This window comes from Chryseobacterium flavum, from assembly GCF_003385595.1.
GTDB classification, from domain to species: domain Bacteria; phylum Bacteroidota; class Bacteroidia; order Flavobacteriales; family Weeksellaceae; genus Chryseobacterium; species Chryseobacterium flavum.
In genome coordinates, this window is record NZ_QNUE01000002.1 from 176,659 (window position 1) to 195,859 (window position 19,201).

Consider the following 19,201-nt stretch of genomic DNA (forward strand, 5'->3'; position numbering starts at 1 on the left):
CTGCTTTATTTTTAGTTGAACAAATACCACACAATTCCAATATTCAATCTAAAATCATATACCGGATAATGTGAAAATGCATAGGCTTTATTGTTAGACAAAACATTCCCTATCTGCTGTCCTTCTATGAAAAAGAACATTTTTTTGACTTTCATATTGATATAAAGATCCGCAATAGGCTGTCCTCCTACAGAGAATGAATTTGTATCAGGAAGAATATATTCATTAAGAATAGGGAAATAATCTCTTGAAGCAAACTTAGAGAAATAATAAACCTTAATTCCCGCCTGAATTTCTGCTGCTTTTTTAAATGCCTGTGTCTGATAGAAGAAGTTAGCCCTTCCTATAAAACCTGGCAATGGAAGCAATTCTTTATTGGTCAGCACATTCTGAAAATGCAGCCTCGTATTCAGATGAAATTTACCATAACTAAAAGTTGCATCTCCTCCAATCTGGGAAATGTTTACTGAACTTTCACTTTGTTTTGGACGCGCACCGCTGTCAAAATAGGTATAATTTTCAATCCTGAAATAGTTGGCGAAGATTTCCGTTTTGAACCATTTAAGATTTACACTACCTCCGATCTCCATCACAGATTGATTTTTGGCATCTTCAAAATAGTAATTGTATTTGTTATAAACAGAAGTATTCAATAAGTAATTAAATGATGGATAAGCACTTTGAAAATTCAATTTTGCATTAACAAAATAATCTTTTATTGGTTCGAACTTTAAATTATTTGTCGTTTTAAGATAACTTTTAAACTGACTTCCATTTGAAAATTCTAAAAATGAATTCAACCGGACTTTATCCCAAAGCTTTACCTGCAAATTTCCTACTGCCCCAATTCTGTTTTCTTTAAGCTCAGCGGGAAACGGTACGCCATTTTCCGAAACTATATTATTGATACCGAATTTAAGGATCTGATAGCGGACTCCTGCATCCAGTTTAAATTTTTCATTATTAAAGACAAGACTTACCGTGTTGCTCAGATTCTCAGAATATTTTTTTGTCGCCAGAGGAAAACCGTTTACTAATTCCGCTACATCATTGTACCAATAAGATTCCAACGATCCCTGATTATAATAGTATTTATTTCCCTGGTGGAAAATGGTATGTCTGATACTGAAAGGAAACTTCTCAGCATTAAATGGTGTGAACTGATGGCTGAGATAGTATCGTCTGTATGAAAACTGAGAACTGCTGGAGGCTAAATTAACCTGCATATTCTGCCTGTTACTGGAATTACTGTCTCCATTCTGAAAAAGGTCATCTTCAGAAATACCTCCACTTTCCTGATTATTTACATTTTGATGCAGATAATGGGCGAAGAGTTCATATTTCCCGTTTTTTGAAGTATAATGTCCTGAAAATATAGTATTATTATTAGCCGCCAGTGAATTTCTGTAAAGTCCCTGTGAACGGAGCCCCATATATTCAATAGCAAAATTGAATCTTTTTCCTATATTCTGAGTATAGGTTGATTGTAATGCAGCACCGTTTTTCATTGCATTATGATAAATAAACGACGCTGTGGGAGTCTTTACATCATAATACTTCACATTATCTGCTCCCAAAATCATATACGATTTATTGGATGGCAGTAAAGCCAAATTCTGTTCAGCATTAACTTCAAATACCAAAGGATTGAACCCCGCACCTATATTAGCAGGCTGCACTCTTCCGAAATTATCTGTATTATTATATTGTGAAAAAATATGAGTTTTATCAAACGTCATTACAGTATCAAAAACTTTCTTTTCTGAAAACTGAGTCTGATACTGATAATCGTTAATGGTAGGTTTGAAAATCTTTAAAGAATCTTTTTTACCGGAATCTATAACCAGCGTATCTTCTTGTTTTTGAGCAGATCTGATCGTATCTTTTTTATCAACAACCTGAGCTCTGACCACAAAACTAAAGAAGATGAGTATGAAAAGGATGTACTTCATTATTCATTATTGTACAGCAAAAATAAGAAATAATAAGAAATAAAAACCTGCATCAGACAAGGCCTGTTGATATTGTTAGTTGGCTTTATTTTCCTCAACGGGTATAAGCGAGGTCTTTAATTGTTTTATCCTGTCTACAAAAGCTGAGTTTTAACAATTATTTAACTGATTTAAATCTTTTTCTTTAAAATTCTTTTCCCATTATAGATTTTCTAAAAATATTAAAGAAAAAGCCACTCCATAAAGAAGTGGCTTCAATTTTTATAATAATATACTAATTATTTAGAATTATCATATCCTGGATTAGGCTCTACTAATGATCCTGTCATATCAGTCTCCTGTCTTGGAATAGGAAATGCATTAAGATCCGGATCTGTACTTGCTCCTGCAGGTCTTGGAACATTAACACCCCATCTTCTTAAGTCCCATTGTCTAAGACCTTCTCCAAGAAGTTCTTTCATTCTTTCCAATTTAAGAGTTTCCATATCAACAGAAGCAACTTCAGACAGTCCTCTGTTTTTAATAATCTCATTATAATATGCAAGTGCTTTCGCCTGGCTACCTCCATTCAGTTCAGCTTCAACACCATTTAATAAAATTTCTTCGTAACGAAGCATTTTAATATTATCAGCTCCTACGCCCTGAGTATACTTTCCGATTCCACTGGAATTAGAACCAGCTGAAAGATACTTCTGACCATTCACTGTTGTGATGAAAGATTTCCTAACATCATTATCACTGTAAGCAGCTTCTGTACTGGCATTTACAACAATATTTCCATATCCGTTCGGATTAAGTCTTTGTCTGTAAGATGCTGTAGACAGAGATGAATTAATTCCTACTGCCAATTCAAAAATAGAATTTGGAGCAGCTCCATTCAGTGTATATCTGAACGACTCTTGTAATAAAGCAGCAGAAACAACACTGTATTTTCCAATTAAATCATTAGTAAGTGCTCTTACTTTTGCATAATCTCCTTTATAAAGATAGAATCTTGACATTAATCCTTTTACAGAATTAACCGTAAGTTCAGTTTTAACCACGCTACCTACAGATCCGTTAGCCGACATGATTTCAATTGCTTTTTCAAAGTCTGCCTCAATCTGAGCTTCGGTTTGTGCAATAGTAGCTCTTGGCATCATCGCCTTTGGATCATATTTTAACGGCAGTACTATTCCCAGGGATTTTCCATTGGCAACATATTTCTGTCCGTATAATCTCAAGGCATCAAAGAAACCTATCGCTCTTAAAGCATAAGCCTGCCCTTGAGCATAAGTTGCATTCTTTCTGTTCAGATCGGTACCTTGAATACTTTTCATATCCGTATTGATCACAATATTCGCCTTTCCGATCAATTCATAAATTTTACTATATGTATCTACAGCATAGGCATCATTAGATAACATTGTATAATTCATTACATTCTGATAGTATCCTCCTGCCAAGTTGCTGTACATTTCATCAGATCTTACCTCTCCATAAGCTAAGAAATCTGCCCCATAATATTCTTTGGAACGCATTACATCGTATCCTCCTCTAACAAAAGATACTACTTCGTTTTCGGTTTTAAGAGGCCCTTGCTCTACCTCCTGATAAAATTCTCTATCTACAAAATCATCAGAACAAGCTGTTGTAGTAGCTAAAACTCCAATTGATAATAGTCCTATTTTTATTATTTTATTCATTGTTTCTTTTTTAAAAACTAATATTAACACCAAATACAAATGATTTCAATACCGGTAAGCTCAAATCAGTATATCCTGAGATATTGGTTTCCGGATCAAACTTTAATCTCTTATCGAATCTGTATGTCCATGCATTGTTAGCCATTACATACACTTGTAAAGAGTTAAGTCCTGAACCTTGCAGGAAGTCTCCTGTAAATGTATATCCAAATTTTGCATTACTTAATCTGATGTAATCTGCATCATATAAGAATCTTGTAGAAGCTCTATTGGATAGTTTATTACCTCCGCTAATAGGTTTTGGGTTAGCAGCAGTTGTATTTTGAGGAGTCCAGTAATCTCCCATTACATCCCCATATCCAGGATAATTTAAAGAATACTGTCCGTCACTGTATGAATAACTAGCCCAGTTATCATAGATTTTACCTCCAAATCCGTAAGTAAACTGAAGGTCTAAAGCAAATCCTTTATAAGAAAGACTAGTATTGGCACCTCCAAATACTGTACTTAGGAATGATCCCTGAACAGCTTGCTTAGCTTTGTTATAATCATTTGTTGTTTCGCCATCAACACCGTTAATGTACCATAATGGATCTCCATTCGACGGATCTACTCCTGCCCATTTTCTCAGATAGAATGAACGAACACCTTCACCAACTCTAAGAGTAGTTGTTCCAGTATCTACTGCTCCTCCATATAATTCAGTAACTTCATTTTTAAGAGTCGATAAGTTAGCACCAATAGACCAGTTGAACTGATTTCTATCTCCTTTGAAAATATCTGCATTTACAGAAAATTCAAAACCTTTATTAACAAGTGTTCCAACGTTGTCAACCATTAACCCGTACTTTAAAGTACCATTGTCATTAAGAACTCCTCCTTGTGCTATAGATAATGGCACATTATAGATAAGGTTTTTAGTTTTCTTATTATAATATTCCGCACTAACAGTAATTCTGTTTCTTAAGAACCCTAAATCAATCCCTACGTTAAACGGATTAACAGTTTCCCAAGATAAGTTAGCATTATAAACATTAAAATACCTGCCTGCTGCGTAATCATTATAGTTGGTATCATAAGCATATAGTGCATATGGATTAGCACTTACCTGATTTCCTAACTTACCGTAAGAGGCTCTGAATTTAGCCATTGAAATAGCTTCCATCTCTCTCACAAAATTAAGTCTTGCCAAATCGAATCCTGCTCCGATAGACCAGAAGTTTCCGGCTTTATTACCTGGCATAAACTGAGAAAGAACGTCTCTACGATAAGAAGCATCTAATAGCAACATCTTATCATAATCATAGTGCCCTGTTACAGCATATCCATACCTTGAGTTGATACCTCGGGTTCCCTGATAACCGTAAGGTACAACAAAATTACTTAGGGTTTCCAACGTCGGAGTTCCTACTGTAATACCTGTTGCTCTTAAGAATTTCCTGTCACTTTTATATGCTTCCTGAATCAAAGAGGCACCAACATTATGCTTTCCGAACTTCTGTGAGTAATCCAAGATATTCTGAACGTTAAAGTTAAAATATCTGTTTACTGAAGTTCTTTGATAACCTCCATAAGTATATCCGTCCCCATGTAGTGGATTCCAATATGTATCTTCTTCCATACTTACATATTCTGGGGAGAAGACAAATCTATACGTTAAATTTTTAAGGATTTTGTACTCAACATTTAAGTTAGCAAAAGCTCTGAATGTTCCAGCCTGAATATAGTTATTGTCAAGTAAGAATCCTGGGTTAAACTGGTTATTACTTAATCTGCTGTTTGACGGATTCCCTAAATACCATGAACCATCCGGATTTCTTGCCGGATCTGTTGGTCTGTTGAAATATTGAGATAAGATAGGGTTTGAGAATGCTCCCGCGTCACTCAATGTTCTTGTTTTACTATGGGAAATTTGAAAATCCGTACTGATTTTTAACTTATCGGTTGCCTGGTAGCTCAATTTTGTAGTATAAGATAGTCTCTTAAAGAAAGAGTTCTTAATAATACTGTTTTGCTCAAACATATTTGCTGCAACATAATAAGTAAACTTGTCATTTCCACCGGACATACTAAAATCTGTATTTTGCTGATATCCATCTTTTCTGGCAACATCTAACCAGTTGGTATCATGTGGTGATGACATTATTGCCATGGCATTTGCATTTGCTGAATTGGAAAGTTTTGATTTTAGCGCTCCAGCTGCAATTTCATCAATACTATAATTAGTATTATAAGTATTATTAAACATATCTCTCAGGTAAGTTTTATACTCTCCTGCAGTATAACCTCTATGCATTTCAACCGCTTGTTTATTAAAACCACTGTTGAAAGACAAATTAAATCTCGGCTTTCCTTTTTTACCTGACTTTGTTGTAATTACAATTACACCAGCACCTGCATCAGCTCCATAAACAGCTGTAGAAACTGCATCTTTTAGAACTGTAATACTTTCTACATCATCCGGACTTAAGTTAGCAAGAATGTTCGTAAGGTTGGATGTTCCATTAGCTGTTCCTAAACTTCCATTTGCAACCCTAACTCCATCCACAATGTAAATTGGAGATGTTACACCATTAATAGAGGAGACACCTCTTACCCTTACATTCGCAAAACCTCCCGGCTGTCCTGAAGCACTCCCGGCCTGAACTCCGGTTACTCTTCCCTGTAACATTTTGTCTACTGAAGCTACAGGAACATCTTCAATCGACTTTGCAGTCATTTTACTTGTAGCTCCTGTGATTTCCTGTACGGTCTTTTTTTGACCGAACCCAACCATTACCACCTCTTCAATCTGTGTCGTAGCTGAATCTTTTTTTGTCTTTTGTGCAAAAGTTGCTTGCCCTAAAAAAAATAAAGCCCCAACACTTAACACGCTTAGTTTCACATTCATATTAACAAATTTTATTAATAAATTTTAAGGAGACAAATATGTTAATAAATATTAACATTCGCAAGCTTTCGCCTTCTGGAAGCCATTTCAAGCACATTAACTCCACATTTTTTATTGAAAAAAAATTTTAATTTTTAATAATTTATGTTAATTATTTTTTGAAAAACCATAATTATAAAAGAAAAAAATAAACCTAAAATATCGATTTTACTAATTAAATATTTTTCAAAATATTATTTATTAATTAATAAAATTTCAAGAGTTGATAAAAATGATAAAAGATTTACTTATCCGTATATAATGAATAAAACAAAATAAAAAAACCTGCTTGAAGCAGGTTTTTTATTATTATAACAATTCTGATTAATATTAATAACCAGGATACTGTTGAATATTTGGGTTAGCATTTTGTTCTTGCAATGGAACAGGGAAAGCCTGAAACTCTTTCATGCCTGGATTTAAAGTCACTGTAGTTTGTGGATTGGTAAATCCTCTTCCATTTCTTTTCAAATCAGTATATCTGAAGCCTTCCAGGAAGAATTCCATATTCTTTTGTTTTAAAATCTCATCTAAAAGAGCTGTTCCAGTACCTGCAAATACATAAGCAGGATCTCTGTAAGTCTTAACCCAAGCAACTAATTTAGTTAATGCAGAAGCAGGGTCAGTATAATAAAGAGCTTCTAACTGATTAAATACAGCTTCTGTTTTTCTAAATATAATGATATCCTGGTCAGGCGAAGTATATTTCTTTACATCTACAGGTTTAGGAACATCAGGGAAAGTTGTAATACTTGGAGATCCAACGCCAGTTAAACTATACCATGCAGCTTTTCTAACATCAGTTGCACTGTATTGATCATAAAATGCCCTTGTTGCAAAATTCTGTCTATATCTTCCTCCAGAATACCATGTAGCTGTAATTCCATCATTAGCACCTGGCTGATCATTGGAGGTATATTCTAGCTCGAAAATTGTCTCAGGCTGCTGCTCACTTGTAAAAAAGCCAGCTACTTGTCCTAGAGTTAAAAGGCTATATTTATTATTATCTAAAACTTTTTGGCTATAAACATTAGCATTAGCATAGTCTTTAATAGAAAGATAATATCTGGAATACATCATATCCAACGCCGCTTTTCCTAAAAGCTTAGTTTTAGTTGACGGATCTCCGGCATAAGCTTGATTAACTTCGTTAATAGCTTGAGCCGCATCTAAATCTTTTTTAATTTGATCATACACAGCCTGAACTGAAGATCTAGGCAACATTTGGGAAGGGTCATATTTTAACGCAATAGGAACTCCTAAATTCTGGTTAGCACCTCCTACTTTGTCTGAGAAGAAACTAACCAGTGTATGATAGCACATAGCTCTTACTAGGTGAGCCTGAGCGAATAAGTTTTGAGGAGTTTGTTCTTCAGTCGTTATATCATCACTTATAGTCCCTTCTTTACTGATAATATAATTAGCGTTTGCAATAATCTTATATAAAGAATTCCACAGCGTCTGGATATCACCACTTTGTCTGACAAAAAAAGTCAGTGTTGGCTGTCTGGTTGCAGAGAACCTATTCGAATTACGTAAACTCACAAAACCATTATCTCCTAACAATTCATTTAAGGTAGGAATCAATGCACCATAAGAATTTTGAGATCCATCACTATTGGTTTGCATCAAATTATACAACCCTTTAACTGCAATCTCCAAAGTTTTCTCATTAGTGATAGCTGTCTCTGTCGGAGGGTTTGTTGGCGACTCTTGTTTCAGGAAATTATCTTCAGAACAAGATGTTGCAAATAATCCTAAACTGACAACAGCTAATGTATTTATTTTTGTCTTTATATTTTTCATAATATTTTTAACTATTTAATAAAATTTAAAAATCAATTGAAATCCCCATGATATACTGTCTCATGTTAGGTTGCGTCTGATCATAAACCCCCATATTTTCTGAAGTATACGACCATGCATTTGAATTCGCCTCCGGATCAAAATATAATTTTTTATCGAATGCATATGTCCAAAGATTTACCCCTCTTGCATATACATAAATACCATTAATTCCGTCGATATTCAACACATTCTTAGTAAACTTATATCCAAGCTCAATCTGTCTTAATCTGATATGATCACCATCATACAAATATCTTGTTGAAGCAGCTGTAGAGTTTTTGTTACCTCCATAAACATATTTTGGTCTTGTAGCATTAGGATTCTCCGGCGTCCAGGAATTATATAATGCATCACTGAAGGAATTCAGGTTAGCATATTGCCCGTCACCGTCATAAATAAATGCCCAACGATCATATACAGAATACCCTCCTAAGAAATTAAACTGGAAGCTTAATTTAAAGTTTTTATATTCCATATCAGTCTGCCAGTTTAACATATGTTTAGGCAACGCGCTTTTACCTGTAAATACTTGCTTAGCTACAGAAGAGCTATTAGTTGTAGCTGTACGGGTTTCATCTGTATACCATAGCGGATCTCCATTGGATGGATCAACACCAGCCCATAAACGCAGATAATACTCCGTAGGATTGTGACCTACAGCCCATGCCTTACTACCATTTCTTACAATTGTTGTATTACCTCCTGGCCCTAAAGATTCAATTACGTTTTCATTATACGTATAAAGGAATCTTGTATCAAAATTAAAATTCTCTGTATTTCTTCTAAATCCTAAAGTAGTTTCAATTCCTTTAGACACTGTACTACCAAGATTTCTTGTAATACCTGTAAACCCAGATCCTGAAACAGGGATTGGGAAACTTAACAACTGATCATCGTTACTGTTCTTAAAAAAGTCAACAGTACCATATAGATTATTATTCCCTTTAGTACTGAAGTCTATCCCAAGGTTAATTTTCTCAGAAACCTCCCACTTCAATCTTTCACCAGGGAATGCTCCGGTTTGAGATATCTGCCCCGCATTTGATGCAAGGTAGTCGCCAGCATAACTATATAATGCAGCTTTCTGATATGCGGTCAAAGATGGGTTACCATTCTGTCCAAATGAACCTCTCACTACCAAATTCTTAAATACATTATTTAAGATATTTAAATTAGTCAAGTTAACACTTGCTCCTGCTCCATAAAAGTTCCCCCAATAATCACTAAAGATTGAGTTTCCTTCTCTTCTAAAAGATCCGGATAGTGTTACAAACTTATTATACGTATAGGCAAATCTTCCCATATAACCAACATCTGAAATTCTTGTAAAATTCGAAGAAGGCGTAGATGCCGGATTAGCAGCAACAGCAGCATAAGGAATTCTGGTTCCCGCAGGAAAACCTTGTGCATCCCAGTTACTGTTATTATTATCTGTCACATAACTTTCTATACCAATAGAAGCTGAAAGGTCATGTTTTTCACCAAATTTTTTATTGAAATGTAAGAATGAATACCAATCCCAGGTAAATAAGTTTTTGTTATATCCATATAAATAACCATTTCCTTTTACATCTCCATCAAAATTACCATCCCCAAAATCAGGATTCCAATATATAGTTTCTCTTGATTGAGTATTATCAATGGCAAAGTTTGTAGAGAAAGTTAAGTATGGTAGGATTTTATAGTCTGCACCAACACTTGAAATAACTTTATCAAAAGTTCCCTTTTCAATGTTCTCGTTTTCAATTCCTATTGGATTGAATTCAGGATTCAAGAAATATAGACTGGTATTATATGAACCATCCGCATTGTACGGTCTTTGTGTAGGAGACAATAATCTTGCAGAGAAAATCGGATTGGAAAAAGAAGATCCGTCTGTAGCTCCAGATTGAATAGACCTGGATAAATTGATATTAAAATGCATTTTCAATTTATCTGACGCATTCCAATCACCTTTTAAAGATCCTGAATATCTCTGGAACTCAGCATTTCTCGCTAGACCTTCCTGTTTTAAATACCCTAATGAAGAGAATATTTTAAAGCTTTCAGTACCTCCGGTATAACTTAAGTTATATCGATTATATGCCGGCGTATTTCTTCTTGCCAATTTATTCCAATCAGTATCCGTAGACCCATCCCAATCAAATTCTGACTTAGCAATATCATAACCTTCCTGCATTGAGCCTGCAATTCCTGCATTGTATAATGACAACCCGAACAGTTTAGTATTTTCAGCTGCGTTTGTCATTTTAAATTTTTCAAAAGCAACATCACTTCCTCCTATTTCACTAATGAAATTAAGTTGTGATCTTCCTCTTTTTCCGGATTTCGTTTTAATAAGAACAACCCCAGCAGCACCTCTTGAACCATATAATGCTGTAGAAACACCATCTTTTAACACCTGGATATCTTCAATATCTGAAGGGTTTATCAAAGAAAGTGCATTTTGAGAAGTTAGTGCTCCTGCAATATCTCCCGATTGTACAGCTACTCCGTCAATTACATATAATGGTTCATTATTTCCTGTTAAAGAAGTAAGACCTCTGATTAATGTAATAGTACTTGCTCCCGGTTGTCCTGAACTGGCAGACGAATACAAACCTGCCACCTTACCTTGCAAAACATTATCAATAGAAATAGCTGCAGGCTTTTCCAACTCAGCAGCTTTTACTGTTGAAGTAGATCCAATAGATTGCTCCGGAGTAAGTTTTGTACCAAAAGCTCCAGTCAGAACAACTTCTTCAATTTTTGTTTCTTGCCTAGCAGTATCCTTCTTAGTTGATTGCGCAAAAGCCGCTTGTCCTATGAAAAACAAAGCTCCCGCACTTAATACACGTAGTTTAACATTCATATTAACAAATTTTAATATATTTTAGCAACAAATATGTTAATAAATATTAACACTAGCAAATTTTTCACTTCATTAAATTAAATAATTTTTAACGACTTACACACATTTAAGTATATTATATGAATATTTGACAATTTTTGGAGAAAAAATAAATATTAAATAGCATAAAATATAAAAAATAACACACTACGCATAATTATTTTATTATGTATTATTTTTTATTTATAATCATTCTAAATTAAAATGTAATTAAAAATTACTTTTTCACATTATTTTATTGTTTAAAAAACGATCAAATAACATTTTAATACCACATTTCCAAGATCTTACTTATATAATAAATGATATCCCATTCAGGAAATATCATACCGAAACATAAAACAGCTAAAAAAATATGGAAAGAAAAAGCTCACTAATGCCTCTCCAGCTCTCTATACACGTTCATTCACGCTCATATTAGATATAGAATAAAATAAACCAAAATAAAAAATAGACTGAATAAAATTCATATAAAACAACAGCATTTTCAAATTAGCAATAAAAAAAAAGCCACCTCTTTGAGGTGGCTTTTAAGTATTATTAACAGAATATTATTTCAATTTCTTTTTAACAGCTACTTCTTCATAAACTTCAAGAATATCTCCGATTTCAATATCATTATAGCCTTTCAGGTTCAGACCACATTCATAACCTTTGGTTACTTCCTTCACATCATCTTTGAAACGTTTCAAACTTTCAAGTTCTCCATCAAACTTAACAATACCATCTCTCAATACTCTCACTTTAGAGTTTCTTGTTACTTTTCCTGAAAGAACCATACATCCGGCAATTGTACCCACTTTAGAGATTTTAAATACTTCTCTGATTTCAACATTACCAATTACCTGTTCTTTAATTTCAGGAGAAAGCATTCCCTCCATTGCTTCTTTTACTTCTTCAATAGCCGCATAGATTACAGAATATGTTCTGATCTCAATTTCTTCTCTATCTGCAAGATCTTTGGCATTAGCACCAGCTCTTACATTAAATCCAATAATGATCGCATCGGAGGCAGCTGCTAAATTAACATCAGATTCCGTAATCTGTCCTACTCCTTTATGAAGAATATTCACATTAATCTCAGCAGTTGAAAGTCTTTGTAACTGATCAGATAAAGCCTCAACTGAACCATCCACATCTCCTTTAAGAATAATATTCAATTCCTTAAAGTCACCTAAGGCAATTCTTCTTCCCAATTCCTCCAGTGTAGTATGTTTTTTAGTTCTGATGGAAAGCTCTCTCTGAAGCTGCTCTCTTTTGTTAGCAATAGACTTCGCTTCGCTTTCATCTGCGTACACTTTAAATTTATCACCAGCTGTAGGTGCTCCATCTAATCCTAAAATAGTAACCGGAATTGAAGGGCCTGCTTCTTTAAGATTTCGTCCTCTTTCATCAAGCATTGCTTTTACCTTACCATGGTTTTTACCTGCTAGCACATAATCTCCAACTCTTAAAGTTCCACTTTGCACCAGCATCGTAGAAACATATCCCCGGCCTTTATCCAAAGATGCTTCAATGACAACCCCTTGTGCATTTCTGTTAGGATTAGCTTTTAATTCCAATAATTCTGCCTGAAGTAACACTTTCTCCAATAACAGATCAACATTATTACCAAATTTAGCAGAAATTTCCTGAGACTGAACATTACCTCCCCATTCCTCTACTAAGATATTCATCCCTGAAAGCTGCTGACGGATATTATCCGGGTTAGCATTCGGTTTATCAACTTTGTTTAATGCAATGATCATCGGTACGCCAGCTGCCTGAGCATGGGAAATAGCTTCTTTTGTTTGAGGCATTACATCATCATCAGCAGCAATTACAATAATTGCTATATCTGTAATCTGGGCCCCTCTCGCTCTCATTGCTGTAAACGCTTCGTGTCCCGGTGTATCTAAGAACGTAATTCTCTGTCCGTTTTCAAGCTTCACATTGTATGCACCGATGTGCTGTGTGATACCTCCGGATTCACCTGCAATAACATTCGTTTTCCTAACGTAATCAAGTAATGAGGTCTTACCGTGGTCAACGTGTCCCATTACGGTAACAATCGGAGCTCTTGATACAAGATCTTCTTCATTGTCAATTTCATCTTCACTGTCATTCTCTTCAAGATCAGCATCTGAGAATTCAATTTTATAACCAAATTCATCCGCTACTAATAACAAAGTATCTGCTTCAAGCCTTTGGTTCATAGTAACCATTACTCCTAATGAGAAACATGCAGAAATTACTTCAGTTGGTGAAACATTCATCAAACTTGCCAATTCACCTACTGTGATGAATTCGGTAACTTTAAGAGTTCTATCTTGCGCTTCAAGTTCTTGCTGACGCTCATCCTGCTCTCTTCGGAAAGTTCTTTTATCTTTTCTATGTTTTGCAGATTTAGATTTACCTCCTTTATTGGTAAGTTTTTCTAAGGTCTCCTTGATCTGGTTTTTAACCTGTTCGTCAGTTAATTCAACCGGCATAACCCTTTGTCCAGGCCTGTTGTTCTGACCTCCTTTCTTGAAGCCTCCTCCTTGCCCCTGACGGTTTCCACCACCTTGATTGTTACCAAAACGATTGCCTCCCTGGCCACCTTGACCTTGAGGACGGTTTCCTTGGCCACCTTGTCCCTGGCGGTTTCCACCTTGTCCACCATTATTCTGAGAACGGTTTCCCTGACCTCCCTGGTTATTTCCTGAATTTTGATTATTCCCTTGGCCTTGTTGATTATTCTGACCTCCGGGTTTTTCAATTCTTTTTCTTTTCTTTTTTGCTCCGGCACCTGGTTTTGGTGCAAATTGAGTTAAATCAATCTTTTCTCCGACAATTTTAGGACCATCAAGCTTCTGATAAACAGTCTCAATTTTTTGCGGTTCCTGAGATTCCTGCTCAGCCTCAACTTTGGGAGTTTCTACCTGCTTTTCATCTGACACAGGCTTCGGAGTTTCTTTTATAGGCTCCACTGTTTTTTCTTCTTCTTTTTTCTCTTCCACTTTTGGTTTGTCTTTTTTAACCGGTCTATTTCTAGATTCGATCTGAGACAAATCAATTTTATCCAAAACTTTAAACTCCTGTTTTTCTGGCATTGCTTTAACTTCCGGTTCTTCTTTCACGATTTCTTCTTTCTTTTCTTCAACCGGTGTTACTACAGGAGCAGCAGGGGTCTCTTCAACTTCAATATGCTTAGGTTCTAAATCTATCTTACCTAAAATCTTAGTTTCTGGTTTATTAGCTTTAGCTCTTATCACTTCGGGGGTTTTCTTCTCTTCAATTTCCAGTTTCTCCTCCGGAACTTTAGTAATTACCACCTCATGGGAAGCCTTTCTCTGTTCACCATCCTTGGCAAACTCAGCTTCCAATGCAGAATATGCCGCTTCTTCTAATTGAGCGTTAGGATTGCTTTCAACCTCAAATCCCCTTGACTGTAAAAACTCTACTAATCTGGACATCGAAATGTTGAATTCCTTAACCGCTTTATTTAATCTTATTTTTGGCATCTATATTATTTACTGTTTTTTTAATTTTTAAAATTAAAGTATTTCTTTTTTACTGTTTATTAAAATTTATTTACAAATCTTAATCTTCAAATTCTTCTCTCAGGATACGCTTCACCTCTTCAATTGTCTCTTCTTCAAGGTCAACCATATTTAAAAGGCTTTCGGTTTCTTTATCCAAGACTGATTTTGCAGTCGTAAGTCCTACTTTCTTAAATTCATCCAAAATCCATTGTTCGATATCGTCATTGAATTCTTTCAATTCAACGTCGTCGTCCTCACTGGATTCTCTGTATACATCAATCTCATATCCTGTCAACCAAGAAGCCAGTCTGATATTTTGACCTTGTTTTCCGATTACTTTAGAAATTTCTTCAACAGGAGTATACACCAGTGCATAGTTGGTTTCCTCATTGATTTCAATTTTGTTAATAATAACATTTCCCAAAGCTCTCTTCACCAAAATTTCAGGGTTTTTAGACCACTGAATAACATCGATGTTTTCATTTCTCAACTCTCTTACTACCCCATGAATTCTGGATCCTTTAACACCCACACAAGCCCCAACAGGGTCAATTCTGTCATCATAAGCGTCTACGGCGATCTTCGCCTTCTCCCCAGGAATCCTCACCACCTTTTTAAGGATAATTGTTCCATCCTGAATTTCAGGAATTTCCAGCTCTAATAATTTTTCAAGGAATTTTGGTGCAGTTCTGGAAATAATGATCTGCGGCTTAGATCCTTTAAAATCTACTGTTTCAACAATAGCTCTGATATTCTCACCCTTTTTAAAGAAATCGGATGGGATCTGATTTTCTTTCGGTAAAATAAACTCATTTCCTTCATCATCCAATAAGATAACATGTTTATGACGGATATGGTGGATTTCTCCCACTACAATTTCACCTATTTTATCTCTAAACTGTTCATAAAGCATAGCATTATTGTGCTCCTGAAGTTTTGTAGCTAAAATTTGTTTTAAGGTAAGAATATTTCTTCTTCCCAATTGTGCAACAGGAATTTCCATGGTAAAGTCCTCTCCCACTTCAAAAGTAGGATCTATCTTTTTAGCCTCAGAAATTTCAATTTCCAGGTCATCATCCTCAGACATTTCATCTTCTACAATTGTTTTATTCAAAAATATCTGAAAATCTCCTTTATCCGGGTTTACAATCACATCAAAATGATCATCTGAATCAAATCTTTTTCTTAAGAGTGTTTTCAGTGAGTCTTCAATAATTGCCATAAGATCAATTTTACTGATCCCTTTTTCGTCTTTAAAATCACCAAAGGATTCAATCAACGCTATATTATCCATCTATTCTTTTTTCTTTTTAAAATTTAATTATTACTAATGCTTTTTTGATCTCTGAGTAAGGAATTTCTTTTTCCTCCTCCACATCTACCTTCCCTTTTCCGATATCTTTCGGTTTGCGATAGCGCAAAATAAGAGTGATTTTATCTTCATCTGCTTTTGACAATTCCCCTTCAATTTTAGAAGAATCCTCCAGCATTACTTCAATCTCTCTTCCTAAATTTTTCCTGAACTGCCTGGGTATAGACAATGGTTCACTCAATCCCGCAGACATTACCTGAAGGCTGAAATCATGTTCTTCACGGTCCATATTGAACTCTATTGCCCGGCTTGCATCGAGGCAATCCTGCAAGGAGACTCCATTATCACCATCTAAAATCACTGTAATATCATCCCCTGCAGAAATTTTCAGATCAATGAGAAAAAGATCTTTTCTGGTCTCAAGGAATTCATTTAATAATTCTTCAATTCTTTTTCTAAACTCCATACATTGTTTTATCTTGATTTACAGTACGAAAAAAGGCTTTCTTGCGAAGCCTTCCCATTTTTTCCGTAAATCCATTGCAAATATACGCTTTTTTTCTAAAAAAGCAAAATTATCTTATTATCAAGCAAATAGATGAAATTTCATTTACAGTAAATTAAAGGAGCATATGAAAGTATTTTTATTATTTTTGTCTTGAATTTTAAAAACAAACATTTTGAATATAACGATTGTAGGAACAGGCTATGTAGGGTTGGTTACAGGAACTACCCTGGCAGAACTTGGCAATTCAGTATACTGTGTTGATATTGATGAAAAAAAAGTGGAAGGCATGAAAAATGGCGTTGTTCCCATTTATGAGCCGAACCTTGAAGAGATGTTTCACAGAAACATTCAATCGGAAAGGTTATTTTTCACAACAAATCTTAAAGAAGCCCTGGACAAAAGTGAGGTAGTTTACCTGGCATTACCTACTCCGCCTGGCGAGGATGGGTCAGCAGATCTTTCTTACGTACTTAAAGTAGCCAATGATATTGGTGAGATGATGACTGATTATAAAGTTGTTGTCAATAAAAGTACAGTTCCTGTAGGAACAGCTGACAAAGTAAGAGAAGTCATATCGTCCAAAACAGATATCCCGTTTGATGTAGTATCAAATCCAGAGTTTTTAAGAGAAGGCTTTGCTGTTGAAGACTCCATGAATCCTTCAAGAGTTGTTGTAGGAGCCAGCTCCGATAAGGCAAAAGAGATCATGTCCAAAATTTATCAGCCGTTTACCAATACCGGTATTCCCATTATTTTTATGGATGAAAAGTCATCGGAACTCACCAAATATGCTTCCAACTCGTTCTTAGCCGTAAAAATCACGTTTATGAATGAAATTGCAAATTACTGTGAAAAAGTAGGTGCAGATGTAGACAAGGTGAGACTGGGAATGGGAAGTGATGACCGGATAGGACATCGGTTTTTATTTCCGGGCATAGGATACGGAGGGAGCTGTTTCCCCAAAGATGTGAAAGCACTTATAAAATCCGGAAAACAGGAAAATTTCAACTTCCAGCTCCTGGAGGCTACAGAAAATGTAAATACCGCGCAAAAAACTATTCTGGTCGCCGAAATTGAAAAATATTTCGGAGGGAACCTTCAAGGAAAAAAAATCGCTATGTGGGGGCTTGCTTTTAAAGCCAATACAGATGACATCCGGGAAGCATCGTCTTTAGATAATATTGCTCTTTTATTAGAAAAGGGCGCAGAAATTGTGGCATACGATACCGTTGCAGAAAATAATGTACAAAAACTTATTGGTAATAAAATACAATATGCAAAAGGAATGTACGATGCCCTGGAAGATGCTGATGCCTTATTCATTTGTACAGAGTGGCCCGAATTTAAAAATCCTAACTTTGAGCTCATGGCACAAAAAATGAAAGGCAAAGTTATTTTTGACGGCAGGAATATGTATCCTCTGGAAATTCCGGCTCAAAACGGGTTTTATTATAAAAGTATAGGAAGACAGACAATCTCAAAATAATTAAATGAAGAATATAATCATTACAGGAGGAGCCGGATTTATCGGATCACATGTTGTAAGAGAATTTGTAAAGAATAATCCGGATACTACAATAATCAATCTGGATGCACTTACTTATGCAGGAAATTTAGAAAATTTAAAAGATATTGAAAACGAATCCAACTACGTTTTTGAAAAAGCTGATATTACAAAACCTGAAGAATTAAGAAAGGTTTTTGAAAAATATAAACCTGATGCTGTCATACATTTAGCCGCAGAAAGCCATGTTGACAGAAGTATTACAGACCCAATGGCATTCATTAATACCAATGTAAATGGTACTGCAAACCTTCTTAATCTTTGTAAAGAATTCTGGGATTTAAATCCGGATCACACTCACGGAAGATTCCCTGATGAGGAAAGAACAAACTTATTCTATCATGTTTCTACAGATGAAGTATATGGAAGCTTAGGAGAAACAGGATTTTTCCTGGAGACCACACCATATGACCCACAATCTCCGTATTCAGCATCAAAAGCAGCATCTGATCATCTGGTAAGAGCGTATGGTAATACTTATGGAATGCCGTTTATCATATCAAACTGTTCCAATAATTACGGCCCTAACCACTTTCCTGAAAAACTAATCCCTTTATGTATTTCAAACATTATCAATGAAAGACCCTTACCTATATATGGTGATGGGAAATATACCAGGGACTGGCTATTTGTAATTGACCACGCCAAAGCAATTCACCAGATCTTCAATGAAGCCAGAACGGGAGAAACATACAATATCGGAGGTTTCAATGAATGGCAAAATATCGATTTGGTAAAAGAACTGATCAGACAAATGGATGCCAAGCTTGGAAGACAGGAAGGCTATTCTGAAAAACTTATCACTTTTGTAAAAGACCGCCCGGGACATGACAAACGTTATGCTATTGATGCTACGAAACTCAACAAAGATCTGAACTGGAAACCATCGGTAACTTTTCAGGAAGGCCTGAGTAAAACCATTGACTGGTATCTTGAAAATAAAGAATGGCTTGAAAATGTAACAAGCGGAGATTATCAGAAATACTACGAAAAGCAGTATAATTAAA

Annotated in this window: 10 protein-coding genes; 2 read left to right on the forward strand and 8 right to left on the reverse strand. The window is 35.3% G+C overall.

The genetic code is table 11. From position 1 onward, the window contains the following. Window positions 1-11 precede the first annotated feature (11 nt). The 8 genes from DRF59_RS02935 to rimP form a co-directional block, all read right to left on the reverse strand. Complete coding sequence (locus tag DRF59_RS02935) at window positions 12-1,952, reverse strand: putative porin (protein WP_115956791.1); 1,941 nt, start codon at window positions 1,950-1,952, stop codon at window positions 12-14. Window positions 1,953-2,230: 278 nt separating this feature from the next. Then, window positions 2,231-3,637 (reverse strand): RagB/SusD family nutrient uptake outer membrane protein, encoded by a 1,407-nt coding sequence (locus tag DRF59_RS02940; protein WP_115957015.1) that lies wholly within the window; start codon window positions 3,635-3,637, stop codon window positions 2,231-2,233. Window positions 3,638-3,647: 10 nt separating this feature from the next. Continuing rightward, entirely contained in the window at window positions 3,648-6,527 is a 2,880-nt protein-coding gene (locus DRF59_RS02945) for a SusC/RagA family TonB-linked outer membrane protein (protein ID WP_115956792.1), read from the reverse strand. Window positions 6,528-6,896: 369 nt separating this feature from the next. Next, window positions 6,897-8,372 (reverse strand): RagB/SusD family nutrient uptake outer membrane protein, encoded by a 1,476-nt coding sequence (locus tag DRF59_RS02950; protein WP_115956793.1) that lies wholly within the window; start codon window positions 8,370-8,372, stop codon window positions 6,897-6,899. Window positions 8,373-8,397: 25 nt separating this feature from the next. Beyond that, window positions 8,398-11,265, reverse strand: coding sequence for a SusC/RagA family TonB-linked outer membrane protein (locus DRF59_RS02955; protein ID WP_115956794.1), 2,868 nt, complete (start codon window positions 11,263-11,265; stop codon window positions 8,398-8,400). 590 nt (window positions 11,266-11,855) lie between these two features. Beyond that, complete coding sequence (gene infB, locus DRF59_RS02960; protein WP_115956795.1) at window positions 11,856-14,789, reverse strand: translation initiation factor IF-2; 2,934 nt, start codon at window positions 14,787-14,789, stop codon at window positions 11,856-11,858. Between the two features lie 79 nt (window positions 14,790-14,868). Next, entirely contained in the window at window positions 14,869-16,104 is a 1,236-nt protein-coding gene (gene nusA / locus DRF59_RS02965) for a transcription termination factor NusA (RefSeq protein ID WP_115956796.1), read from the reverse strand. Between the two features lie 16 nt (window positions 16,105-16,120). Beyond that, entirely contained in the window at window positions 16,121-16,588 is a 468-nt protein-coding gene (rimP, locus tag DRF59_RS02970; protein WP_115956797.1) for a ribosome assembly cofactor RimP, read from the reverse strand. A gap of 214 nt (window positions 16,589-16,802) precedes the next feature. Here rimP and DRF59_RS02975 point away from each other — a divergent pair, with 214 nt between their 5' ends. Together DRF59_RS02975 and rfbB are read left to right on the forward strand one after the other, a co-directional pair. Continuing rightward, on the forward strand, window positions 16,803-18,116 hold the full coding sequence (locus DRF59_RS02975; RefSeq protein ID WP_115956798.1) for a UDP-glucose dehydrogenase family protein: 1,314 nt from the start codon (window positions 16,803-16,805) through the stop codon (window positions 18,114-18,116). Window positions 18,117-18,120: 4 nt separating this feature from the next. Continuing rightward, entirely contained in the window at window positions 18,121-19,200 is a 1,080-nt protein-coding gene (gene rfbB / locus DRF59_RS02980) for a dTDP-glucose 4,6-dehydratase (RefSeq protein WP_115956799.1), read from the forward strand. Window position 19,201: the final 1 nt, after the last annotated feature.